Consider the following 22,316-nt stretch of genomic DNA (forward strand, 5'->3'; position numbering starts at 1 on the left):
GGCGCGAATCGAAACCAGAAGGGCGGTCCCGTGAACCCTTGGAAGCGCTTCAATCTCGCCGCGGTGGCCGTCCTTGCCTGCGCGACGGTCCTGCTCGGTGGCTGTTCGGCCGTGGAGAAGGCCATCAACAAAGGTGGTGACACCACCTGCGGAGAGTTCAACAGCCACAACGACGAGAAGCAGCGCTCGGCGGTGGCCAAGATGCTCGAGGACAAAAAGGGCGGCGAGCCCTCGAACCTGGAGCTTTCGGGAACGCAGGTGGCCGTCAGCGCCTACTGCAAGACCATCGGCAGAGACAGCGACAAGATCAGCAGGGCGGTGCTGTAGCCGGCGCGCCTAGTTGGCGTGCAGGTCGGCGTTGAGCGCGATGCCCTGACCGTCGCGGGCCACCACCTCGACCGCGCCGGTCTGAGAGTTGCGGCGGAACAGCAGGTTGTTCCCCCCGGCCAGCTCACGGGCCTTGGTGATGGTGCCGTCGGGCAGCGTGACCTTGGTTCCCGCGGTCACATACAGGCCGGCCTCGACCACACAGTCGTCGCCCAGCGGGATCCCCAGCCCGGCGTTGGCTCCCAGCAGGCAGCGCTTGCCGATCGAGATGACCTGCGTGCCACCGCCGGACAGCGTTCCCATGATCGAAGCGCCGCCGCCGACGTCGGAGCCGTCGCCGACCACCACGCCCGCCGAGATGCGGCCCTCCACCATCGAGGCGCCCAGCGTGCCGGCGTTGAAGTTGACGAAACCTTCGTGCATGACCGTGGTCCCCGACGCCAGGTGCGCACCCAGGCGCACCCGGTCGGCGTCGGCGATCCGCACGCCCGACGGCAGCACGTAGTCGACCATGCGGGGGAACTTGTCCACCCCGTAGACGGTCACCGGGCCGCGCCGGCGCAACCGGGCGCGGGTGGACTCGAAGCCCTCCACGGCGCACGGGCCGTAGTTGGTCCACGCCACGTTGGTCAGCACCCCGAACAGGCCGGCGGCGTTGAGCCCGTGCGGCACCACCAGTCGGTGCGACAGCAGATGCAGGCGCAGGTAGGCGTCGTAGGCGTCGACGGCGGTGTCGTCCAAGGACGCGATCACGGTGCGCACCGCGACCGTCTCGGTACCGCGGTCCTCGTCACGGCCGACCAGCCCGGCCAGGTCGGCGGGCACCTCGCCGGCGCCGAGCCGGATGGTTCCGGGCGCGCCCGAGCCGCCCAACTCCGGTGCGGGGAACCAGGTGTCGAGCACCGATCCGTCTGCGGCCAGCGTTGCGATTCCGACACCCGAAGCTCCAGTCACGCCGGTCAGGCTACCTTTTCCGCGAGCAGACGCAGAATCGCACGTTGAGGCGATTGCCCGTGCGATTCTGTGTCTGCTCGCGGGGGAAGCGCGCCCGTTAGTCTGAGTGCGTGCTGGACCTGCACTCCGACCCGATTTCCCTGACCGCGGCACTGGTGGACATTCCCAGCGAGTCGCGGCACGAAGCGCGAATCGCCGACGAGGTCGAGGTCGCCCTGCGCGAGCAGACCCCCCGCTCGGCGGGCTTCGAGATCATCCGGGACGGCAACGCGGTGCTGGCCCGTACCCAGCTGGGGCGGCCGACACGCGTGCTGCTGGCCGGGCATCTGGACACCGTCCCAGTGGCCGGCAACCTGCCCAGCCGGCGGACCACCACCGACGACGAGGGGGACGTGCTGCACGGTTGCGGCACTGTCGACATGAAGGGCGGTGTCGCCGTCTTCCTGCACCTGGCCGCCACCATCACCGCACCCGCGCATGATCTGACCTGCGTGTTCTACGACTGCGAGGAGATCGAGGCGGCCGCCAACGGGCTGGGCCGAATCGAACGCAACCTGCCGGACTGGCTGACCGGCGATGTCGCGATCCTCGGCGAGCCGACCGGCGGCTACATCGAAGCCGGCTGCCAGGGCACGCTGCGGGTGGTGGTCAGCGCCACGGGCACCCGGGCGCATTCGGCGCGCTCCTGGCTGGGCGACAACGCCATCCACAAACTCGGGGCGGTGCTGGACCGTCTCGCCGCCTACCAGCCGCGCAGCGTGGACATCGACGGCTGCGTCTACCGCGAGGGGCTGTCCGCGGTGCGCATCGACGGCGGGGTGGCCGGCAACGTCATTCCCGACGCGGCGGCCGTCACGGTGAACTTCCGCTTCGCGCCGGACCGCACCCCCGAACAGGCGCTGACCCATGTCCGCGAGGTGTTCGACGGCCTCGATGTCGGCGTCGAGCAGACCGATTCGGCGGCCGGCGCCCTGCCCGGGCTGACCGCGCCCGCTGCCGCGGCGCTGGTGGCCGCAGCCGGCGGGCGGGTGCGGGCCAAATACGGCTGGACCGACGTGTCCCGCTTCGCCGCCCGCGGCATTCCCGCGGTCAACTACGGTCCGGGCGACCCGAACCTGGCGCACCGGGTCGACGAGCGCGTGCCGGTGGACCAGATCAGCACCGTGGCCGCGATGCTGCGCGGCTACCTCAGCGCCTGACCCGCTCCAGCGCCCCGCGGCCGAACGCGCAGTCGACTTCGCCGCACAGCCGGGCCAGCGGATCGCCGGCCTGGGCATCGCCGAGCCGGGCGGCGACATCCCAGGCCTGCAGCGCAACCGCGGACTGCCCGGAGCGTTGCGCCATCCGGGCGCCCTCCCGCGCGGCCGCGATCGCGCCGTGCTGATCGCGCATGCCGGCCCGCTGCCAGGCGCGCGCCATGCCCAACTCCGGGGCGAACAGCGCCGATTTGGTGCCGTGCCGGGACTCTGCCCGCCGCAACGCCTTTGCGGCGCCGGCGATGTCGGACTGCCGGGCCAGCGCGGTGGCCAGCAACGTCAGCGACAGCGGTCCCCACGAATACCCGGTGCGGTCCAGGGTGGCCGCGGCCGGCGCCAGTAGCGCCGCCGCGTCCGCGAACTCCTCGGCCGCGATCAGCACGACCGCCACCAGGACCTCGCCGACGGCCCGGCCGGGCTGGGTCAGCTCGGCGAAATCGGTGAACTGCCAGGCCAGCTCACGGGCCTCGGCAAGGCGCTCGGCCATCAGCAGCGTGGTGATCTCGGCCAGTCCCACGGTGAACCGCAGCACGCCGGGATGCTCGGCGCCCAGCGCACGGGCCGCCAGCGGTCCGACGTCGTCGAATCGGCCGGCCCGCGCCGCGCACAGCGCGGCGGCGCTACCCGCCCAGGCCACCGCCATGTCGTCGGCGGCGGGATCGGCCAGGACCGTCGTGGCCAACTCGACGGCGCGGCCGATGTTTCCGGCGTTCATCGCGAAGGTGGCGCCGAGCGCATCGAGGGTGTCGCGTGGGCGCGGGCCGCTGACCCGGCCCCGCGTGGCAGCCAGAAACGCGGTCGCGCGTTCCGGTTCGCCCAGCATGAAGAACTGATTGGCGGCCCGCGGCAGCGCCCAGGCCATCAGGTCCGGTTCGTTCAGCGTGGCCGGGTCGACCGCCGCCAGCACCTCGTCGGCGTCGCGGCCGCGGCCCTGCCAGCCCAGCGCATGCGCCAGGGCCAACCGTGCCGGCAGCCCGCCCGAGTGCTCCAGTGCCACACGGGCCAATTTCTCGCCCAGCCGGGGATCGCCCAGCCGCATCGCCTGTTCGGCCGCATCCACCATCTGCGCGGCGGTCTGCGGGGTGTCACTGTCGGCGGCCAGCGCCGCCAGCCGCAGCTGCTCGCCGACGAGGCGGCAGGGCGACGTGGTCAGCACACCGACCACCTGCGTGCGCCGCGCGCGGGCGCCGGCATCGCCCAGCGCGGCGAGCGCCCGCCGGGCGAACAGCGGGTGCGCGGTGTAGACGACGGGGTCGCATCCGTGGCCCCCGCGGACGCGGGTCTCCACGGCGCCGAGTTCCTCGGCTTGGCGGACCGCGTCGGCGCTGGTGAGGTTCTCCAGGTCGACCAAGGCCAGCGGCTCGCAGACCGCCAGGTAGTCCAGCACCGCACGCGCACCGGCGGGCAGCCCCGCCACGAAGGCGTCGATATCCTGGCCGGCCGTGTCCGCATCGCCGGCCGGGATGTCGATCCGGGGCAACAGGTTGTCGCTCCACAGCGCGGTGATCGGGGCCGCGGGAGAGCCGTCGGCGCGGCCGGTGACGATCATCCGGGCCGAGCCGGTCAACGCCAGTTGGTAGACCAGCGTGGCCGACAACAGGTCGAGCTGGTGAGCGTCGTCGATCACCAGCACCAGCTCGCCTTTGCCGTCGGCCAGTGATGCACGCGCCGCGCGCAGCAGTGCGGCGGGCTTGCCGATCTCGGACACCTCGACCAGATGGCTGAACGCGCCCAGCGGTACGCCGCGCTCGGTGGGGGTGCCGATCACCCAGCGCACCCGGGTGCCGGGGTGGCGCTGCGCGTAGTCTTCGGCGGCCAATCGGGCCAGGGTCGACTTGCCGCACCCGTCCGGACCGAGCACCACCGCACCGGCCCGGGCCCCGTCGTCGTCCAGCGCGGCGATGATCTGCTGCAAGGCAGCCGAATGCTCGGGGACGTTCCAGCGGATCGGCATCGCCGGAGAGTTTACGGTCTGAGCCCAGTGCCCGATAGCCTTTCGGTTGTGCGGTCGAGGCAATGGGCGGTGTGCGTTTACTGCGCGTCCGGCCCGCGCGATCCGGCGCTGCTGGCGCTGGCCGCCGAGGTCGGTGCGGCGGTCGCCCGACGCGGCTGGACGTTGGTGTGGGGAGGCGGCAACGTCTCGGCGATGGGTGCGCTCGCCGTGGCCGCCCGCGAGCACGGGGGACGGACGGTCGGGGTGATCCCCAAGGCGCTGCTGCACCGCGAGGTGGCCGATGTCGACGCCGACGAGTTGATCGTCACCGAGACCATGCGTGAGCGCAAACAGGTGATGGACGACCGGGCGGACGTGTTCCTGACCCTGCCGGGCGGCATCGGCACGCTCGAAGAACTCTTCGAGACCTGGACCGCAGGGCAACTGGGGATGCACGACAAGGCGGTGGTGGTGCTGGATCCCGACGGGCACTACGCCGGGCTCTGGACGTGGCTGGCCGGTCTGGTCGACGCGGGGTTCGTCAACCCGCAGGCGATGCGCCGGCTGCTGGTGTTCGATGACGTAGAGGCGGCGCTCGATGCCTGTTCACCCGGTACCGCCGGTACCGATTAGGCTGCTGCTTCGTCAGTCGACCCCACCGACCGCGAATTGAGGCGATAACGTGTCCGACCACGACTCCGGCACCGTCACCCGGGTGGGGCTGTTCGACGTGGTGGCCCGCACACCGCATCTGCTGGCCGACGCGCCGACCATCCTTCGCGGGCTGTGGACCGGACTGCGGGCCCGGCCCACCTCCAAGGCGTCGATCGGCAAGGTCTTCCAGGACCGCGCGGCCCAGTGGGGCGACCGCGTGTTCATCCGATTCGGCGACCAGCGACTGACCTACCGCGAAGCCAACAAGACAGTCAACCGCTACGCCGCGGTACTGGCCGCACGCGGCGTCGGCCACGGCGATGTCGTGGGGATCATGCTGCGCAACGGCCCCGACGCGGTGCTGATGATGCTGGCCGTCGCCAAATGCGGCGGGGTCGCCGGCATGCTCAACTACCACCAGCGCGGCGATGTGCTCGCCCACAGTCTGGGGGTGCTGAAGTCCACCCTGCTGGTCGCGGAGGCCGACCTGGTCGACGCCGTCAAGGACAGCGGCGTCCCCGACGAGCCGGTGACCATCGAGGAATTCCGGCGGCTGGCCGCCACCGCACCGGACGGCAACCCCGCCTCGGTCAACGCGGTACTGGCCAAGGACACCGCGTTCTACATCTTCACCTCCGGCACCACCGGCTACCCCAAGGCCAGCGTGATGACGCACTACCGCTGGTTGCGCGCCCTGGCGACATTCGGCGCCATCGGGCTGCGGCTGCGCGGCAGCGACACCCTGTACTGCTGCCTGCCGCTCTACCACAACAACGCGCTGACCGTCGCGGTGTCCTCGGTGCTCAACGCCGGTGCCACCCTAGCCCTGGGCCGCTCGTTCTCGGCCTCGCGGTTCTGGGACGAGGTGATCGCCGTAGACGCCACCGCCTTCGTCTACATCGGCGAGCTGTGCCGGTACCTGCTCAATCAGCCCCCGAAGCCGACCGACCGTGCCCACAAGGTGCGGGTGATCGCCGGCAACGGACTGCGGCCGGAGATCTGGGACGAATTCACCCAACGTTTCGGCATCAAGCGGGTCTGCGAGTTCTACGCCGCCAGCGAGAGCAACAGCGCGTTCCTCAACGTGTTCAACGTGCCCCGCAGCACGGGCGTGTACCCACTGCGCCTGGCCTACGTGCACTATGACGCCGACACCGGGCTGCCGCTGCGCGGCGACGACGGCCGCGTGCAGCGGGTGCCGGCGGGGCAGCCCGGGCTGTTGCTGAGCCCGGTGAACCGATTCTCACCCTTCGACGGCTACACCGACCCGGAGGCCAACGAGAAGAAGCTGGTACGCGACGCCTTCCGCGACGGCGACTGCTGGTTCAACACCGGCGACCTGATGCGCCCCCAGGGGATGGGGCACGCCGCTTTCGTCGACCGGCTCGGCGACACCTTCCGGTGGAAAGGCGAGAACGTCGCCACCACCCAGGTCGAGGCGGCGCTGGGCGCCGACGAGGCGATCGAGGAGTGCGCCGTCTACGGCGTGGAGGTGCCCGGCACCGGTGGCCGCGCCGGGATGGCAGCGGTCAAACTTCGCGACGGCGCGCAGTTCGACGGACCGGGGCTGGCCGCGTCGCTCTATGACCAGCTGCCCTCCTATGCGGTGCCGCTGTTCGTGCGGGTGGTCCCGTCGCTGGCCCACACCACCACGTTCAAGAGCCGCAAGGTCGAACTGCGCGAGCAGGGCTACGGCGGCGGAGACATCGAGGACCCGCTGTACGTGCTCGCCGGGCGCAACGAGGGCTACGTCCCCTACTACGCCGACTACCCCGGCGAAGTAGCCGCCGGCAAGCGACCGCAGGGCTGACCGAGGAGGGGCCAAGCCCCACCGGGCACCATAGACAGGTGCACACCTATTTCTGCGGACGCCCGGTGGCGGCCGATCGTGCGCTCATCATGGCGATCATCAACCGCACCCCGGACTCCTTCTACGACGCGGGCGCCACGTTCACCGACGAGGCGGCCAAAGACGCGGTGCACCGCGCCGTCGCCGAGGGCGCCGATGTCATCGATGTCGGCGGAGTCAAAGCCGGACCGGGCCAGCCCGTGGACGCCGACGCCGAGACCGCCCGGGTGGTCCCGTTCATCGAGTGGCTGCGCGGCGCCTACCCCGACCAACTGATCAGCGTGGACACCTGGCGGGCGGAGGTGGCCAAACGCGCCTGTGCGGCCGGTGCCGACCTGATCAACGACACCTGGGGCGGGATCGACCCCGGCCTGCCTGCGGTGGCCGCCGAATTCGGGGCGGGGCTGGTCTGCTCCCACACCGGCGGGGCCCAACCGCGTACCCGCCCCTTCCGGGTCAGCTACGGCACGCAGGTCGACGGGGTGGTGACAGCGGTGATCGACGAGGTCACCGCGGCCGCCGAGGCAGCGGTGGCGGCCGGGGTGGCCCGCGAGCGGATTGTGATCGATCCCACCCACGATTTCGGCAAGAACACCTTTCACGGGCTAGCGTTGCTGCGACACACGGAGGACTTGGTCGGCACCGGGTGGCCGGTGCTGATGGCGCTCTCCAACAAAGATTTCATCGGGGAGACTCTTGGTGTGGGTCTCACCGAGCGTCTCGACGGAACATTGGCGGCCACCGCATGGGCGGCGGCCGCCGGAGCCCGGATGTTTCGGGTTCACGAGGTCGGGCCTACCCGGCGCGTCCTGGAGATGGTGGCATCGATCCAGGGTCTCCGGGCACCGACCCGCACAGTAAGGGGATTGGCATGACCGCCGGCGGCGACGCAGCGCGAAGCGATGCTCAGGAGTGGCGCAAATGACCGAGCTGGTCTCAGCGCCGGGCGACACCCGGATGTCCGGGCGTACCTGGACGCGGCCGCAGTGGACGGTGGCTGAGCTGCTGGCGGCCAAGGCCGAGACGGGTCGCAGCATCTCGGTGGTGCTGCCGGCCCTGAACGAGCAGGCGACCATCGAGTCGGTCATCGACAGCATCACGCCTCTGGTCGACAACCTGGTCGACGAACTGATCGTGCTGGACTCCGGTTCCACCGACGACACCGAGATCCGGTCCATCGCCGCCGGCGCTCGCGTCGTCAGCCGCGAACAGGCCGTTCCCGAAGTGCCCCCGCAGCCCGGCAAGGGGGAGGCCCTCTGGCGGTCGCTGGCCGCCACCAGCGGCGACATCGTGGTGTTCGTGGACTCCGACCTGATCGATCCCGACCCGATGTTCGTGCCGCACCTGGTCGGGCCGCTGCTCACCGCTGACGGGGTCCACCTGGTCAAGGGCTTCTACCGGCGGCCGCTGAAGGTCAACGGCACCGAGGACGCCACCGGCGGGGGCCGGGTCACCGAGCTGGTGGCCCGACCGCTGCTGACCGCGCTGCGGCCCGACCTGGGCGCGGTGCTGCAACCGTTGGGCGGGGAGTACGCGGGCACTCGCGAGCTGCTGGCATCGGTTCCGTTCGCCCCCGGCTACGGGGTGGAGATCGGCCTTTTGATCGACACCTACGATCGGCTGGGCTTGGAGGCGATCGCCCAGGTCAACCTGGGTGTGCGGGCCCATCGCAACCGCCCGTTGGCGGAATTGGCCGTGATGAGCCGCCAAGTCGTCGCCACCTTGCTGTCGCGCTGCGGCGTCCCGGACTCCGGGGTGGGACTGACCCAGTTCTTCGCCGACGGCCCGGACGGTATGGACTACCTGCCGCAGACCACGCCGCTGTCGCTGGTGGACCGGCCGCCGATGAACACCCTGCGTCAGCGTTGACCTTGACCTGAGGGGAATCGCCGGCAACGCCGGTCGCCGATGAGGCACTATCGATGCCGTGACACTGGTGTTGCTCTACCTCGTTGTGCTCGTGCTGATCGCGCTGTTGCTGTTCGGCGTCGCCAGCACGCTGTTCGGCCGGGGTGAACCGCTGCCCCCGCTGCCGCGGGCGACGACGGCCACCATGCTGCCGGCATCGGGCGTCACCGGCGCCGATGTCGAGGCGGTGAAGTTCTCCCAGGTGCTGCGGGGTTACAACACTGCCGAAGTCGACTGGGTGCTGGAACGCCTCGGCGCCGAGCTCGACCAACTGCGCGGTCAGCTTGCCGCGGCCCAGGCGGCCGCTGCGGACGCGCCGGAGCCACGTTGAGCCCGGTGCCCCACGACGACCGGGTCCGGTGCGGCTGGGTCGACATCGCGTCGCAGCTCTACCGCGACTACCACGATCAGGAGTGGGGCCGCCCGGTGCGCGAGCCGACGGCGCTGTTCGAGCGGATCAGCCTGGAAGCCTTCCAGAGCGGACTGTCGTGGCTGGTGATTCTGCGCAAGCGGGAGAACTTCCGGCGCGCGTTCGCCGATTTCGACGTGGAGACCATCGCGCGGTTCACCGACGCCGACGTGGCCCGGCTGATGGACGACGCCGGCATCGTGCGCAACCGGGCCAAGATCGAGGCGACGATCGCCAACGCGCGGGCGACCATTGCCCTGGGATCGACCGATCTGGTGGACCTGCTGTGGTCGTTCGCGCCGCCGGCACGGCCACGGCCGGCCGACTTGTCGGCAATTCCGGCGGTCACGCCGGAATCGACGGCGATGGCACGCGAATTGAAGCGGCGCGGCTTCCGATTCGTGGGACCCACTACCGCGTATGCGTTGATGCAGGCCACCGGCATGGTGGACGACCACGTCCGGGCATGTTGGGTGCCACCGGTAAGCGTTTAGATCCACTAAAATGCACTTCGGAATCGGGTCTTGTGCACGCGCCATCTTCGATAGGGGAGAATGGCAGAGTGAATTTGCAGTTCGACGCCGGATGCTGCGGCTGCCGTGCACACCCGGCGCAGAACATGGGCACGGCCTGCGGGCTGGTACCTGGAGGGAGCACTCGATGGCGGCGATGAAGCCCCGGACCGGTGACGGTCCGTTGGAAGCGACCAAAGAGGGGCGCGGCATCGTGATGCGAGTACCGCTTGAGGGCGGTGGACGACTGGTCGTCGAGTTGACTCCCGATGAGGCCGCCGCGCTCGGCGACGAGCTCAAAGCGGTCACCAGCTAACAGATCAAGCGAGGCGGTTCGCCGTGTGGGCGAACCGGCTTCGGCTTGGCACGGTGGTGCTAGCAGTCCGCCGCTCGGTAGACGGCCAGTGTCTGCTCGGCTACGCGCGCCCAGGAGAAGACCTCCTCGCAGCGGCGCCGGCCGGCGTCGCCGTAACGCTGGGCGCGTTCGGGGTCGGTCACCAGCGCGTTGACGGCGGCGGCCAGGTCGGCGTGATAGCTGTCGGGGTCGGCGCCGTCGTAGTGCACCAGGGTGCCGGTCACGCCGTCGGAGACCACCTCCGGGATACCCCCCACATCCGAGGCGACCACCGCTGTGCCGCAGGCCATCGCCTCCAGATTGACGATGCCCAACGGTTCGTAGACAGACGGGCACACAAAAACGGTTGCCGCGCAGAGCAGTTCGCGAATCTTTCGGGCAGGCAGCGTTTCCTGCACCCAGAACACCCCGCTGCGGGTGGCGGCCAGCTCGGCCACGGCGGCGCTGACCTCCGCGGCGATCTCGGGCGTGTCAGGGGCGCCCGCACACAGCACCAGCTGCGCCTCCGGGTCGAACCGGTGGGCGGCGGCCACGAGGTGGGCCACGCCCTTCTGCCGGGTGATCCGCCCGACGAAAGCCACCATCGGCCGGTCCGGGTCCACACCGAGTTCGGCCGGCAGCGAATCGGGCCCGACCGGCTGCGGGCGCCACACGTCGGTGTCGATGCCGCTGTAGATCACGTGCACGCGGTCCGGCCGCAGCGTCGGGTAGACCCGCAGCAGATCCTCACGCATGGCCGAGCTGACCGCGATGACCGCGTCCGCGGCCGTCGTCGCCTCCTTCTCCACCCAGGTCGACACCCGGTAGCCGCCGCCCAGCTGCTCGGCCTTCCACGGGCGCAGCGGTTCCAGGGAATGCGCGGTGAGCACATGCGGGATGTCGTGCAGCAGCGTGGCCAGCCGGCCCGCCAGGGCGGTGTACCAGGTATGGGAGTGCGCGACATCGGCGGTGCTGACGGCGTCGACCATCGTCAGGTCGGCCGACAGCGTGCCCAGCGCCGGATTGGCATCGCGCAGTGCGGGATCGGGCTGATGGGCGTGCGCACCGGGCCGCGGCGCCCCGATGCAGTGCACGTCGACATGGCACAGCCGCCGCAGCGCTTCGACCAGGTTGGTGACGTGGACGCCCGCACCGCCGTAGATCTCTGGCGGGTATTCCCGCGTCAGCATCGCCACCCGCATAACCCGCACGGTAGCGGGCGCCGGTCGGCGGCTGCGCGGCGGATCGACCCGTGAGCGGCGACCCGCCCTTTGTAAAGAACCGTCGTCAATCGTGCGGTCAACCTGGCAGGGCTTCGAAGGGGCCGATAGGTTTGTGGCCATGAGGGAAGTGCCGCACGTCCTGGGCATCGTCCTGGCCGGTGGTGAGGGTAAGCGGCTGCACCCCTTGACCGCGGACCGGGCGAAGCCGGCGGTCCCTTTCGGGGGCGCCTATCGGTTGATCGACTTTGTGCTGTCCAATCTGGTCAATGCGCGCTACTTGCGGATCTGTGTTCTGACGCAGTACAAGTCGCATTCACTGGACCGTCACATCTCGCAGAATTGGCGATTGAGCGGCCTGGCGGGGGAGTACATCACCCCGGTGCCGGCCCAGCAGCGGCTGGGGCCGCGCTGGTACACCGGGTCTGCCGACGCCATCTACCAGTCGCTCAATCTGATCTTCGACGAGGATCCGGACTACATCGTGGTTCTCGGAGCCGACCACGTCTACCGGATGGACCCCGAGCAGATGGTGCGCTTCCACATCGACAGTGGGGCCGGGGCGACCGTCGCAGGAGTACGGGTTCCGCGCGCCGAGGCGACGTCGTTCGGCTGCATCGACGCCGACGAATCCGGCCGGGTCCGCGGTTTCCTGGAGAAGCCCGCGAACCCGCCCGGCACACCCGGGGACCCCGACAGCACGTTTGTCTCGATGGGTAACTACGTCTTCACCACCAAGGTGCTCATCGATGCGATCCGCGCCGACGCCGACGACGACCACTCAGACCACGACATGGGTGGCGACATCATGCCGCGCCTGGTGGCCGACGGGATGGCCGCGGTCTACGACTTCTCCGACAACGAGGTGCCCGGCGCCACCGAGCGCGACCGGGGCTACTGGCGTGATGTGGGAACCCTGGACGCGTTCTACGACGCACACATGGACCTGGTCTCGGCGCATCCGGTCTTCAACCTGTACAACACCCGCTGGCCGATTCACGGCGCCACCGAGAACCTGGCGCCGGCGAAGTTCGTCAACGGCGGCTCCGCTCAGGAGTCGGTGGTGGGTGCGGGCAGCGTCATCTCCGCGGGATCGGTGCGCAATTCGGTGGTGTCGTCGAACGTGCTGATCGACGACGGAGCGATCGTCGAGGACAGCGTGCTGATGCCCGGCGTGCGGGTGGGCCGCGGCGCGGTGGTGCGCCACGCCATCCTCGACAAGAACGTCGTGGTGGGGCCCGGCGAGATGATCGGTGTCGACCTGCAGAAGGACCGGGAACGCTTCTCCATCAGCGCCGGCGGCGTGGTGGCCGTCGGTAAGGGCATCTGGATCTAGCGGCCGCCCCCGGGACCTAGAACGGCTCCTCAGCGCCGCCGGGGTTGCAGCCGTTGGCGAGCAGGTCCAGCGTGCTCACGTCCGGGCGCCACGGCTCCAGATTCCAGCTGGTCTTGCCGGGCTGGATGAACTCCACGAACTGCCAGTGGCACAGGAACTGGGCGCGCATCCCGGCGGTGTTGGCCTCCGGGTTGCGTTTGACCACCTCCGACCAGGCCTGCTCGCCCTGGCGCAGGGTGCCGAGCTCGCCGGCCTCGGTGCGGCCGGTGCCGGTGGGATAGACCCGCAGGCTGTTGCCGCCGTCGTAGGTCACCCACTGGGTGTGCTGGACGTACGGGGCCGCGCTGATACCCGCAGCCCCCAGGAAGCCACCCGCACCGCCCAGGCCGCCGGCGCCGCCCTGCCCGCCGAGGCCGCCGTCGCCGCCGCGGCCGAACAACACGCCGCCCGCGCCGCCTGCGCCGCCGTCGCCGCCGCTCTCCGCTTCGCCGCCGCCCTGCCCGCCGAGGCCGCCGTCGCCGCCGCGGCCCAGCCACCAGGCCCCGGCGCCGCCCACGCCGCCGTCGCCGCCGATGTCGCCGTCGCCGCCGTCGCCGCCGGTGCCGCCGGTGCCGCCGGTGCCGAGCAGGATGCCGATGCCCACGCCGCCGGTGCCGCCGGTCTCGCCCGCGCCACCGGTGCCGCCGGTGCCGCCCACCCCCATGAACCAGCCACCGGCCCCGCCGTCGCCGCCGGCCGCCCCTTCGCCGCCCGTTCCGCCGGCTCCACCGTTGCCGAAGAAGCCCGCATCGCCGCCGGCCCCGCCGACGCCGTCGATACCCGCGATCCCGGCGCCGCCGTCGCCGAAGAGGAATCCGCCGTCGCCGGCGTCGCCGAACCAGCCCCACTGGCCCAGCAGGCTGGTGTTGACGCCGTCGAACCCGTCGATGCCGTCGCCGATCAGATCGCGACCGAACAGCGCGACGAACGGGGCGTTGATCAGGCCCAGGCTGAGCTCGCCGAACGGGCTGGCAAGCCACTGCTGCAGGCCTTCGTGCAACGGGGCGTAGATGAACTGGTTCAGCCACTCGGCGGTGTCGAACTGGTTGGCGCCGGGCACGGCCAGCACCGCGTCGATGACGTCGGAGAACAACTGGTTGGTGGCCGGATCGAGCTGCTCGGTGAAGGACTGCACCAGCGCCATCAGGCTGCCCAGATCGAACCCGTCGGCCGCACTTCCGGCCACCGCGGCCGGTTCGGCGACGTCGAACAGCCAATCCCAGTCCGCCTGGGCGGGAGCGGCGGTCAGCAGCGGGTTGAGGCCCACCACTACGGCGCCCGCCGCGGCGGCGGCCATCCGGGCCGGGATGAGGGTGCGGCCCGCAGCGCCGCTGCCGGTGCCCCGCCTGAGTACGCGCATGGGTTCGCCAATCTCCCCGAGTAGGAATTAACAGTTTCTGCTTAGGGAACTGTAAGCCACCAGCGTCTCTGCGGCATCCGGAGCGGCGGCGCTGGCGCCGCGCCGTCTCACCAGAGGTGCGGCACCAGGCGGTACCGCACCCGGTCGGTGTACTCGCGGTAGCCGGGGAGTTCCTCGGTCAGCATGCGCTCCTCGTCGAGGAGGCGCACGGCCAACAGGGCAACGCCCGGCAGGAGAAAGGCCAGCCCCCAGTAGGAGCCCAGGGCCAGCGGTGTTCCGGCCATCAGCAGCACGTTGCCCACATACATCGGGTGGCGCACCACCGCGTACAGGCCCGTGGAGACCAGCGGTTGCCCCGCCTCGACGGCGACGTTGGCCGCCGCGTAGCCGTTCTGGACGATCACCACCATGGCCAGCCCCAGCCCGGCCGCCACCAGGGCGTCGCCGAGCAGACAGACCGCCGTCGGGACCGTCGACCACCCGAGGCGGTGATCCAGTGCGCTCACGAAGAACAGGGCCGGAAAGCAGATGAAGATCGCGGTGATGACGAGCCGTTGCCGCGGCCGGGGCTCGGCCCGCGGGCCGAACCGCATCCGCCGATCCAGGGCCGCCGGATTGGTGCGCAGCAGGTACAGGCTGGGAATCCAGGTAGCGGCCACGAACACGGCCAGAAACACCCAGGCCTGCCAGTAGTGCAGTGTCCCGGCCGGTACGAACAGCAGCAACCCGAAGGCCAACATGCCCAGCGACGCCGAAAGCAGGCCCTTGCCGACGGCGTTCATGGCTGTCCTCCTAGGGGGTCAGGTCACGGCGGCGCAATCCCCACAGGCCCACCGCGATCAGGCCGATGTCGAGCGCCAGCAGAACGACCAGCGGCACCGCGCTGAAGGTGCCTTCGGTGCGGGCGCCGACCAGCGGAATGTGGGCAAACGGCTCGAGGTCGAGTACCCACTGCGGCAGCCCCGAGATGGTGCCCAGCAGATACAGCGCGATGAAGCCGATCAGAACCGCCCATGCGGCGGGCGCCAGGCGCGGGGCGATCCCGTACGCCGCGACCGCCACCGCCGCGGGCAACCAGACCGCCGGCAGCTGAACCGCGGCGCTGCCCACCGCGAGGGGCAACTGCCCGCCGGAGTCACCGGCCGCCGTCGCGTAGACGATTCCGGCCACCAGTCCGGCGGCCAACAGTGCGATCCCCGAACCCGCCAGGGCCACCACCAGATGGCTTGCCAGCCACCGTCCCCGCGACAATGATCCGGCCAGCAGGGTCTCGGCTCGGCCGGTGGTCTCCTCTTGGCGCGGCCGCAGCGCCAGCGACACCGCGAAAGCGGCGGCGACCATGCCCAGCATGGTGAACGCCACCGCCACGAACGCGTGCTCGAGCACCGCGGTGCCGCCCAGGCGCACCACGATGTCGCGGGCGCGGTCGTTGCCCACCTCGTCGCCGATCCCGTGCACCACGCTGCCGACGAGCAGCCCGTAGAGTGCCAGGCCGGTGGTCCACAGCAGCAGCGCGCCGCGATTCAGCCGCCACGCCAGCCCGAACGCCCCACGCAGGGCCGGTGCTGCAGTGCGTGGACCGGGGCGTTCGGCCAGCAGACCGGCGCCGACATCACGGCGGGCGGCCAGCCGGTAGGCCAGCGCGGTCAGTGCGGCTGCCGTCGCCAGGGGCAGCACCAACACCCACCAGCGGTCACCGGCGTAGGGCCGTACCTGCAGCGACCAACCCAGTGGCGACAGCCAGGACAGCGCACCCGATCCGGCATCGCCCAGGGCCCGCAGCGTGAACGCCCCGGCGAGCACGCCGAACGCGGCGCCGCGGGCGAACCGGGCGCTGGGCGACAGTTGGGCGGCGACCGCGGCCACCGCGGTGAACACCAGCCCGGAGCAGGCCAGCGCCGCCCCGAACGCCCACGATCCCGCGGCGGGCACGTCGGTGGTCAGCAGGCCCGCGGCACCGATGGCGCCGGTGGTCAGCGATGCGCCCGCCGCCAGCAGCAGTGCGCTGGTCAGGCCGGCATGACGGCCCACGGCGGTGGAGTCGATCAGCTCCGTGCGGCCGGCCTCCTCGTCGGCGCGGGTGTGCCGGATCACGGTGAGGATCACCGCGATCCCGATGAGCAGATGGAAGATCCCGGCCTTCCAGACGCCCACCGCGCCCAGGGAGTCGTTGTAGACCTGCCCGTACATGGCACGCTGGGCCGGGCTGGCCATGATGGTCGCGGCCAGGCCGGCGCGTTCGGCCGCGGTGGGATAGATCGCCTGGACGCTCGCGATGTAGACACCCGCCAGCGGCAGCGACAGCAGCAGCACCCACAAGGGCAACACGATGCGGTCGCGGCGCAGGGACAGGCGCAGCGACCCGAGCGTGCCGGCCAGCGCGAGACGGTCCCGGCGGGGCGCCGGTATTGCCGGCGGCACGGCCAGGGCAGTCATGCTCGCACCGTGTCGTAGTGGCGCAAGAACAGTTCCTCGAGGGTGGGGGGCCGGCTGGTGAGGCTGCGCACTCCGGCGGTGCCGAGCACCGCGATCAGTTCCCCGAGGCTGGCACTGTCGACCTGGGCGTGCAGCACGGTGCCGGTGTAGTGCACGTCTGCTACACCCGGGATGCGCGTCAGGTCGCCGGGGTCGCGCATCAGATCGGCCGCGATGGAGGTGCGGCGCAAGTGCCGCAGAGCATCCAGTGAACCGCTCTCGACCGCGCGTCCGGCCCGGATGATCGTGACCCGGTGGCACAGCGCCTCGGTCTCGGCCAGGATGTGGCTGGACAGCAGCACGGTGGCGCCGCGGCGGTTCGCCTCGGTAACGCACTGCTGGAACACGTTTTCCATCAACGGGTCCAGGCCGCTGCTGGGTTCGTCGAGCACCAGCAGCTGGGCATGCGAGGCGAACGCGGAGATCAGGGAGACCTTCTGGCGGTTGCCCTTGGAGTAGGTGCGGGCTTTCTTGCTCGGATCCAGGTCGAAGCGTTCGATCAGCTCGTCGCGGCGGCGTTCGTCGATGCCGCCGCGCATCCGGGCCAGCAGATCGATGATCTCGCCGCCGGTCAACCCCGGCCACAGGGTGACATCGCCTGGGACGTAGGCGATCTGGCGGTGCAGCTCGACCGCGTCGGACCAGGGGTCGCCACCGAGCAGTCGCACGGTGCCGCCATCGGCCCTGGCCAGGCCCAGCAGGATGCGGATCGTGGTGGATTTGCCGGAGCCGTTCGGGCCGAGGAAACCGTGCACCTCCCCGGCCTGCACGCTCAGATCCAGTCCGTCGAGCGCGGTGACCCGCCCGAATCTCTTCTCCAGTCCCCGGACTTCGATTGCCGTCCAGCGGTTCTCATTGCGCATCGGTGGTTCCCCCTTGTTCGGCTTCTAGGAAGGCGTCATACATGGTGCGGTCGGCCAGCAGCCCGTCGGTGTAGAGCTCAAGGGCGGGCAGCACCATCTCGCGGGCGTAATCGCGCAGCACCGCACGCAGATCGGCCGGGTTCTCGTGCATCTGCAGATAGAGCAGGAATCCGCCTCCGCCGCTGACCGCCAGGTAGCGGGCCCGGGCCTTCGGGTCGCGACTGGGTTTGAGGGTCCCGGCCCGGACACCCTCGGCCAGGTAGCTCTCGGTGTTGTCGATCATCCGGCGCCACAACGTGTTTGCCAGCTCGCCGCCGGACTGCATACTGCGGGCCAGGTAGGCCATCAGGGGCGCATAGGACTCGATTTCGGCCATCTGGGCGAACCACGTCGCGGAGTCTGCGGAGCGCATCGCCTCGGACTTTCCGGTGCGGATCACTTCGGCGACGTAGGCGTCGCAGGCTTGGCGCAGGCCGTGTTTGGACCGGAAATGGTGGATGACGAGCGGGGCGCTCACCCCGGCAGCCTCAGCGATAGCCCGGATGCTCACGCCGAAGCCGTGCCGTCCGAACTGTTCGATGGCCGCGTCGCGGATTCTCGCCGCGGCCGTCAGGTCCGCTGAACGCATGTTCAATACGCTAAACGCGCGTTCAGTCGCGCGTCAAGCATCGGATGGCGATAGTTGTCTCGGAGAATGCGGGTGCACCCCGCAGCAGGCGGGCGCCGGTCAGTCGCGGACGGCGGCCAGCAGTCCGTCGCCCAGCGGTATCAGCGCCGGGGTCAGCCGCTCGTCGACGGCGATCAGCCGGGCTGCTTCGCGTACCGCGGTCACCTCGGCGTCGTTGGCGCTGGGGTCTCCGGCCCGGCCGCCCAGGGCCGCCCGGTGCAGCACGACGACGCCGCCGGACCGCAGCAACCGCACGGCTTCCAGCACGTAGCCGGGCTGGTCAATCGGCTCGGCGTCGACGAACACCAGGTCGTAGGACTCGTCGGCCAGCCGGGTCAACACCTCTTGGGCGCGGCCGCTGATGAAGCGGGTCCGGCCCGGCCCGATGCCGGCTTCGGTGAACGCCTGCTTGGCGATGCGCTGATGCTCGGGCTCGATGTCGATGGTGGTCAGCACCCCGTCTTCGCCCATGCCCGACAACAGCCACAGGCCGCTCACTCCGGCGCCGGTGCCGACTTCGACCACCGCCCGGCCGGCGCTGAGTTTGGTCAGCAGACTCAGCAGCGCGCCCACAGCGGCACTGATCGACCCGACACCGAGCTCCGCGGCCCGATCCCGGGCAGCTGCCAGCACCGCATCCTCGGTCATCGATTCCTCGGCGTGGGACAGGAGTGCCTCGGCGCGACTGCGCGGCGGCTCCGCGGGAGTGTCGTCGGTGCTGGCCATATCCGCAGCGTAGGACAAAGCGCGGCGGGGGCACGCACCGGCGCCTACCCGACACGCCCGGGGTTTGGCCCGTGTCCGAACTGTTATCTGGGCGTATTTCCGCACGGCGTGACGCATTCGAACACAGGTTCACAGTCGGCGTTCAGATACAGCACAGAGCTGGCATACCGCGATAGGCAACGGTATCGGCATGGAACGAGGTATGAACCGGCCTCGAGACGCTGGGAATACGAGGGGCCCGTTGCACGTTGACCGCGACAGTGCGCTGTCGTCGCCTGACGGCGGCCCTGATCTGGAGGACGTCGCCATAACCACATTGCTGCCCCCGGTCGCCATGTCGCACCCGACCACCCACGCGGACCGCTACGCCGGCACCGACTGGGTCCCGGGGGCGCCGGCCCCGCAGGGAACCGCGGTGTTCGACGCAACCGGCGATGTAGCGGCGATGCCGTCCTGGGACGAACTGGTGCGCCAGCACGCCGACCGGGTCTACCGGCTGGCCTACCGGCTGTCCGGAAACCAGCACGACGCCGAGGATCTCACCCAGGAGACCTTCATCCGGGTGTTCCGTTCGGTGCACAACTACCAGCCCGGGACCTTCGAAGGCTGGCTGCACCGCATCACCACCAACCTGTTCCTGGACATGGTGCGGCGACGGGGACGTGTCCGGATGGAGGCGTTGCCCGAGGATTACGACCGGGTGCCGGCCGACCAGCCCGACCCCGAGCAGATCTACCACGACGCGCGGCTCGATCCCGACCTGCAGGCAGCGCTGGACTCGTTGGCGCCGGAATTCCGCGCCGCGGTGGTGCTGTGCGACATCGAAGGCCTGTCCTACGAAGAGGTCGGCGCCACCCTCGGGGTGAAGCTGGGCACCGTGCGCAGTCGCATCCACCGGGGCCGCCAGGCTCTGCGCGACTATCTGGCCGCGCGCGCCGGTCAGCGTGACGCCGAGGCGTTCGGCGGCACCGCGGCCCGCTGAGTCCGGCCTGCACCGGCGGGTTTCGGCGTCTGCCGGCGGTATCGCGCTACATTCTTAACGGGCCTTTATTCAAGCCCGACCGAGTGATGGTGGCGATCGGAGAGGAGTCCGGTGTGACGGACCGCGGAGGTCTCTTCCGTCGCGCGTTCTCCTGGCTACCCGCGCAACTCGCCTCGCAGAGCGACGCGCCGGTCGGCGCCCCGCGGCAGTTCAGCTCCACCGAACACCTGTGCAGCGAAGCGATCGCCGCCTACGTCGACGGCGAGCTGCGGATGAACGCCCACCTGCGTGCGGCTCACCACCTGTCGCTGTGCCCCGACTGCGCGGCGGAGGTGGAGTACCAGGGCCGGGCGCGTTCCGCCCTGCGCGATTCACACCCGATCCGGATCCCCTCGGCGCTGTTGGGCCTGTTGGCCCAGATCCCCGAGGCCCCGGCCGACTGCCCTCCGGACGAGCCGGCGAGGCCGCTGCCCGCCCGGTTCGACGACGGCAAACCCCGAGAACGCCGTAAACGCCGGTAAGGTGGGTCCGGAGCGGCGCCAGCGCCAGGTGACGCTGTGCTCGCGGAGCCTGGAAGCGACCCAGGGGTGGAACCGGAAGAGGATTAGGTGAGCTCCAACAACGAGAACGCCGGCGGCAACCGCTTGGCGCCGCGCCCCGTCTACCGTCCCCCGGTGGACACTGCGTCCAAGAAGGCCTTCGGGCGGCCCGACGGCGTGCGCGGCTCCTTCACGCCCGCGGAGGTACGGCCCAAGAAGTACCGCGAGCAGGGCGAGTACGTCCCGCGAGACCTACCGCCGGACCCCGTGCTCAAAGAGGCCTTCGGCCGGCCCTACGGCACCGGCCCGTCATTGCAGCGCCATCCCGCCGACGCCGGGGCGCTGGGCCGAAACGGCAAGCCGGGCGGCTCCGAGGCGACCGAAGACCCCTGGCGCGACCCCGCCGCCGGTGCGGCGCTGGGCGGGCCCGCCGTGGTCCCGCCCGCACCCCGGGCGCCCGGCGACTCCGGGGACCGCCTCGGCGTTCGCGACGTGCTGTTCGGTGAGCGGGTCTCCTACCGCGCGCTGGCCGTCCTGGCCGCGATCGCGCTGGCCATCGGCATAGTCGGGGGCTGGGTCGGACGCACGACCGCGCAGGTGGTCGAGGCCTTCACCACGTCCAAGGTGACGCTGTCGACCAAGGGCAACGTCGAAGAGCCGGCCGGACGGTTCGCCAAGGTCGCCGAAGCCATCGCGAACTCGGTGGTGACCATCGAGTCGGTCAGCGACGACCAGGGCATGCAGGGATCCGGCGTGGTCATCGACGGCAAGGGCTACATCGTCACCAACAACCATGTCATCTCCGAAGCCGCCAACAACCCCAGCAAGTTCAAGACCACCGTGGTGTTCAACGACGGCAAAGAGGTCCTGGCCAACCTGGTCGGCCGCGACCCCAAGACCGACCTGGCCGTGCTCAAGGTCGACAACGTCGACAACCTGTCGGTGGCCCGGCTCGGCGACTCCGACAAGGTGCGGGTGGGCGACGAGGTGATCGCGGCCGGCGCCCCGCTGGGCCTGCGCAGCACCGTCACCCACGGCATCATCAGCGCCCTGCACCGGCCGGTACCGCTGACCGGTGACGACTCCGACACCGACACCGTCATCGATGCGGTCCAGACCGACGCCTCGATCAACCACGGCAACTCCGGCGGTGCGCTGATCGACATGGACGCCCAGCTGGTCGGCATCAACACTGCCGGAAAGTCGTTGTCCGACAGCGCCAGCGGGCTGGGATTCGCGATCCCGGTCAACGAGATGAAGATCGTGGCCGAGGCGCTGATCAGGGACGGCAAGATCGTGCACCCCACGCTGGGGGTGAGCGCTCGCTCGGTCAGCAACGCGATCGCCTCCGGTGCACAGATCGCCAACGTCAAGGTGGGCAGCGCCGCGGAGAAGGGCGGCATGCTGGAGAACGACGTGGTGGTCAAGATCGGCGACCGCACCGTCGCCGACGCCAACGAATTCGTGGTGGCGGTCCGCAACCTGACCATCGGCAAGGAATCGCCCGTCGAGGTGGTTCGCGACGGGCGCCATGTGACGCTGATGGTGACCCCCACCCCCGACGGTTAGCGGCCCGGCGTCATGTTCGCCAATGTCGGCTGGGGCGAGATGCTGGTCCTGGTGGTGCTCGGGCTGGTGATCCTGGGACCCGAGCGGCTCCCCGGAGCCATCCGCTGGACCGCCGGCGCACTGCGCCAGGCCCGTGATTACGTCACCAACGCCACTGAGCAGCTGCGCGAAGAGATCGGGCCGGAGTTCGACGACCTGAGGGCACCGCTGAGCGAGCTGCAGAAACTGCGCGGCATGACACCGCGCACCGCACTGACCCGGCATCTGCTCGACGGGGACGATTCGCTGTTCACCGCCGTCGGTGCGCTGGCCGCCGAGCCACGCCCGGCGCCGCCGGCACCGGCGATGGTGGTTCCCGAGCCGGGTGCACCGGCGCCCTTCGACACCGACGCCACCTAGGGCCT

At 70.5% G+C, this 22,316-nt stretch carries 23 protein-coding genes; 14 read left to right on the forward strand and 9 right to left on the reverse strand.

All coding sequences use genetic code 11. From position 1 onward, the window contains the following. The first annotated feature begins 30 nt into the window (after nucleotides 1-30). Nucleotides 31-327 (forward strand): hypothetical protein, encoded by a 297-nt coding sequence (locus tag G6N14_RS03420; RefSeq protein WP_085137101.1) that lies wholly within the window; start codon nucleotides 31-33, stop codon nucleotides 325-327. Between the two features lie 9 nt (nucleotides 328-336). On the opposite strand, the gene dapD is transcribed toward G6N14_RS03420, so the two are convergent. Continuing rightward, nucleotides 337-1,290 carry a 2,3,4,5-tetrahydropyridine-2,6-dicarboxylate N-succinyltransferase gene (gene dapD / locus G6N14_RS03425; RefSeq protein WP_109559917.1) on the reverse strand — a complete coding sequence of 318 codons (954 nt, stop codon included), beginning with the start codon at nucleotides 1,288-1,290 and terminating at the stop codon, nucleotides 337-339. Nucleotides 1,291-1,391: 101 nt separating this feature from the next. Between dapD and dapE the strand changes: the two genes are divergently transcribed. Further along, the gene (dapE, locus tag G6N14_RS03430) at nucleotides 1,392-2,480 is read left to right on the forward strand and encodes a succinyl-diaminopimelate desuccinylase (protein ID WP_085137105.1); all 1,089 of its coding nucleotides are present in this window, start codon (nucleotides 1,392-1,394) and stop codon (nucleotides 2,478-2,480) included. On the opposite strand, the gene G6N14_RS03435 is transcribed toward dapE, so the two are convergent. Then, a complete protein-coding gene (locus G6N14_RS03435) occupies nucleotides 2,470-4,491 on the reverse strand; it encodes an AAA family ATPase (RefSeq protein WP_085137107.1) in 2,022 nt (673 codons plus the stop codon). The genes dapE and G6N14_RS03435 overlap by 11 nt on opposite strands. A gap of 48 nt (nucleotides 4,492-4,539) precedes the next feature. Here G6N14_RS03435 and G6N14_RS03440 point away from each other — a divergent pair, with 48 nt between their 5' ends. The 7 genes from G6N14_RS03440 (at nucleotide 4,540) to G6N14_RS03470 (ending at nucleotide 10,118) form a co-directional block, all read left to right on the forward strand. Next, nucleotides 4,540-5,103: a cytokinin riboside 5'-monophosphate phosphoribohydrolase gene (locus G6N14_RS03440; RefSeq protein WP_234809017.1), complete on the forward strand. Its 564-nt coding sequence runs from the start codon at nucleotides 4,540-4,542 to the stop codon at nucleotides 5,101-5,103. A 49-nt stretch (nucleotides 5,104-5,152) separates the two neighbouring features. After that, the gene (fadD6, locus tag G6N14_RS03445) at nucleotides 5,153-6,934 is read left to right on the forward strand and encodes a long-chain-acyl-CoA synthetase FadD6 (protein WP_085137109.1); all 1,782 of its coding nucleotides are present in this window, start codon (nucleotides 5,153-5,155) and stop codon (nucleotides 6,932-6,934) included. Between the two features lie 89 nt (nucleotides 6,935-7,023). Further along, nucleotides 7,024-7,848, forward strand: coding sequence for a dihydropteroate synthase (folP, locus tag G6N14_RS03450; protein WP_234809019.1), 825 nt, complete (start codon nucleotides 7,024-7,026; stop codon nucleotides 7,846-7,848). Nucleotides 7,849-7,894: 46 nt separating this feature from the next. Then, on the forward strand, nucleotides 7,895-8,842 hold the full coding sequence (locus tag G6N14_RS03455; RefSeq protein WP_046320373.1) for a glucosyl-3-phosphoglycerate synthase: 948 nt from the start codon (nucleotides 7,895-7,897) through the stop codon (nucleotides 8,840-8,842). Between the two features lie 58 nt (nucleotides 8,843-8,900). Continuing rightward, on the forward strand, nucleotides 8,901-9,212 hold the full coding sequence (locus G6N14_RS03460) for a DivIVA domain-containing protein (protein WP_085137113.1): 312 nt from the start codon (nucleotides 8,901-8,903) through the stop codon (nucleotides 9,210-9,212). Then, nucleotides 9,209-9,784 (forward strand): DNA-3-methyladenine glycosylase I, encoded by a 576-nt coding sequence (locus tag G6N14_RS03465; protein ID WP_085137115.1) that lies wholly within the window; start codon nucleotides 9,209-9,211, stop codon nucleotides 9,782-9,784. The genes G6N14_RS03460 and G6N14_RS03465 overlap by 4 nt, the downstream gene beginning before the upstream one ends. Before the next feature lie 166 nt (nucleotides 9,785-9,950). Further along, nucleotides 9,951-10,118, forward strand: coding sequence for a DUF3117 domain-containing protein (locus G6N14_RS03470; RefSeq protein WP_003885506.1), 168 nt, complete (start codon nucleotides 9,951-9,953; stop codon nucleotides 10,116-10,118). 59 nt (nucleotides 10,119-10,177) lie between these two features. Here the strand turns inward: G6N14_RS03470 and glgA are convergent, their stop codons facing one another. Continuing rightward, a complete protein-coding gene (gene glgA / locus G6N14_RS03475; RefSeq protein ID WP_085137117.1) occupies nucleotides 10,178-11,338 on the reverse strand; it encodes a glycogen synthase in 1,161 nt (386 codons plus the stop codon). A gap of 139 nt (nucleotides 11,339-11,477) precedes the next feature. Here glgA and glgC point away from each other — a divergent pair, with 139 nt between their 5' ends. After that, on the forward strand, nucleotides 11,478-12,692 hold the full coding sequence (gene glgC, locus G6N14_RS03480) for a glucose-1-phosphate adenylyltransferase (RefSeq protein ID WP_085137119.1): 1,215 nt from the start codon (nucleotides 11,478-11,480) through the stop codon (nucleotides 12,690-12,692). A gap of 16 nt (nucleotides 12,693-12,708) precedes the next feature. Here the strand turns inward: glgC and G6N14_RS21425 are convergent, their stop codons facing one another. The 6 genes from G6N14_RS21425 to G6N14_RS03510 form a co-directional block, all read right to left on the reverse strand. Then, entirely contained in the window at nucleotides 12,709-14,091 is a 1,383-nt protein-coding gene (locus G6N14_RS21425) for a DUF2599 domain-containing protein (RefSeq protein WP_109559913.1), read from the reverse strand. Nucleotides 14,092-14,198: 107 nt separating this feature from the next. Further along, a complete protein-coding gene (locus G6N14_RS03490; RefSeq protein ID WP_085137121.1) occupies nucleotides 14,199-14,873 on the reverse strand; it encodes a methyltransferase family protein in 675 nt (224 codons plus the stop codon). A 10-nt stretch (nucleotides 14,874-14,883) separates the two neighbouring features. After that, the gene (locus G6N14_RS03495; protein ID WP_109559914.1) at nucleotides 14,884-16,527 is read right to left on the reverse strand and encodes an ABC transporter permease; all 1,644 of its coding nucleotides are present in this window, start codon (nucleotides 16,525-16,527) and stop codon (nucleotides 14,884-14,886) included. Next, nucleotides 16,524-17,429, reverse strand: a complete 906-nt coding sequence (locus tag G6N14_RS03500; RefSeq protein WP_085137123.1) for an ABC transporter ATP-binding protein — start codon at nucleotides 17,427-17,429, stop codon at nucleotides 16,524-16,526. The genes G6N14_RS03495 and G6N14_RS03500 overlap by 4 nt, the downstream gene beginning before the upstream one ends. Continuing rightward, nucleotides 17,419-18,057, reverse strand: a complete 639-nt coding sequence (locus tag G6N14_RS03505) for a TetR/AcrR family transcriptional regulator (RefSeq protein ID WP_085137125.1) — start codon at nucleotides 18,055-18,057, stop codon at nucleotides 17,419-17,421. Before G6N14_RS03505 ends, G6N14_RS03500 begins: the two co-directional genes overlap by 11 nt. A gap of 99 nt (nucleotides 18,058-18,156) precedes the next feature. Next, nucleotides 18,157-18,822 carry an O-methyltransferase gene (locus G6N14_RS03510; protein WP_085137127.1) on the reverse strand — a complete coding sequence of 222 codons (666 nt, stop codon included), beginning with the start codon at nucleotides 18,820-18,822 and terminating at the stop codon, nucleotides 18,157-18,159. A gap of 190 nt (nucleotides 18,823-19,012) precedes the next feature. Here G6N14_RS03510 and sigE point away from each other — a divergent pair, with 190 nt between their 5' ends. The 4 genes from sigE (at nucleotide 19,013) to tatB (ending at nucleotide 22,311) form a co-directional block, all read left to right on the forward strand. After that, nucleotides 19,013-19,804: an RNA polymerase sigma factor SigE gene (gene sigE / locus G6N14_RS03515; RefSeq protein WP_085137129.1), complete on the forward strand. Its 792-nt coding sequence runs from the start codon at nucleotides 19,013-19,015 to the stop codon at nucleotides 19,802-19,804. A 113-nt stretch (nucleotides 19,805-19,917) separates the two neighbouring features. Next, a complete protein-coding gene (gene rseA / locus G6N14_RS03520; protein ID WP_085137173.1) occupies nucleotides 19,918-20,325 on the forward strand; it encodes an anti-sigma E factor RseA in 408 nt (135 codons plus the stop codon). 87 nt (nucleotides 20,326-20,412) lie between these two features. Continuing rightward, a complete protein-coding gene (gene htrA, locus G6N14_RS03525; RefSeq protein WP_085137131.1) occupies nucleotides 20,413-21,912 on the forward strand; it encodes a serine protease HtrA in 1,500 nt (499 codons plus the stop codon). A gap of 12 nt (nucleotides 21,913-21,924) precedes the next feature. Further along, complete coding sequence (gene tatB, locus G6N14_RS03530) at nucleotides 21,925-22,311, forward strand: Sec-independent protein translocase protein TatB (protein ID WP_085137133.1); 387 nt, start codon at nucleotides 21,925-21,927, stop codon at nucleotides 22,309-22,311. Nucleotides 22,312-22,316: the final 5 nt, after the last annotated feature.

It is taken from the genome of Mycolicibacter hiberniae (assembly GCF_010729485.1).
Taxonomy (GTDB): domain Bacteria; phylum Actinomycetota; class Actinomycetes; order Mycobacteriales; family Mycobacteriaceae; genus Mycobacterium; species Mycobacterium hiberniae.

Coding starts and splice junctions, on each gene's coding strand:
- G6N14_RS03435 (WP_085137107.1), bottom strand. CDS start 4,491: ATGCCGATCCGCTGGAACGTCCCCGAGCATTCGGCTGCCTTGCAGCAG.
- folP (WP_234809019.1), top strand. CDS start 7,024: ATGGCGATCATCAACCGCACCCCGGACTCCTTCTACGACGCGGGCGCC.
- G6N14_RS03455 (WP_046320373.1), top strand. CDS start 7,895: ATGACCGAGCTGGTCTCAGCGCCGGGCGACACCCGGATGTCCGGGCGT.
- G6N14_RS03470 (WP_003885506.1), top strand. CDS start 9,951: ATGGCGGCGATGAAGCCCCGGACCGGTGACGGTCCGTTGGAAGCGACC.
- glgA (WP_085137117.1), bottom strand. CDS start 11,338: ATGCGGGTGGCGATGCTGACGCGGGAATACCCGCCAGAGATCTACGGC.
- glgC (WP_085137119.1), top strand. CDS start 11,478: ATGAGGGAAGTGCCGCACGTCCTGGGCATCGTCCTGGCCGGTGGTGAG.
- G6N14_RS21425 (WP_109559913.1), bottom strand. CDS start 14,091: ATGCGCGTACTCAGGCGGGGCACCGGCAGCGGCGCTGCGGGCCGCACC.
- G6N14_RS03490 (WP_085137121.1), bottom strand. CDS start 14,873: ATGAACGCCGTCGGCAAGGGCCTGCTTTCGGCGTCGCTGGGCATGTTG.
- G6N14_RS03495 (WP_109559914.1), bottom strand. CDS start 16,527: ATGACTGCCCTGGCCGTGCCGCCGGCAATACCGGCGCCCCGCCGGGAC.
- G6N14_RS03500 (WP_085137123.1), bottom strand. CDS start 17,429: ATGCGCAATGAGAACCGCTGGACGGCAATCGAAGTCCGGGGACTGGAG.
- G6N14_RS03505 (WP_085137125.1), bottom strand. CDS start 18,057: ATGCGTTCAGCGGACCTGACGGCCGCGGCGAGAATCCGCGACGCGGCC.
- G6N14_RS03510 (WP_085137127.1), bottom strand. CDS start 18,822: ATGGCCAGCACCGACGACACTCCCGCGGAGCCGCCGCGCAGTCGCGCC.
- sigE (WP_085137129.1), top strand. CDS start 19,013: ATGGAACGAGGTATGAACCGGCCTCGAGACGCTGGGAATACGAGGGGC.
- tatB (WP_085137133.1), top strand. CDS start 21,925: ATGTTCGCCAATGTCGGCTGGGGCGAGATGCTGGTCCTGGTGGTGCTC.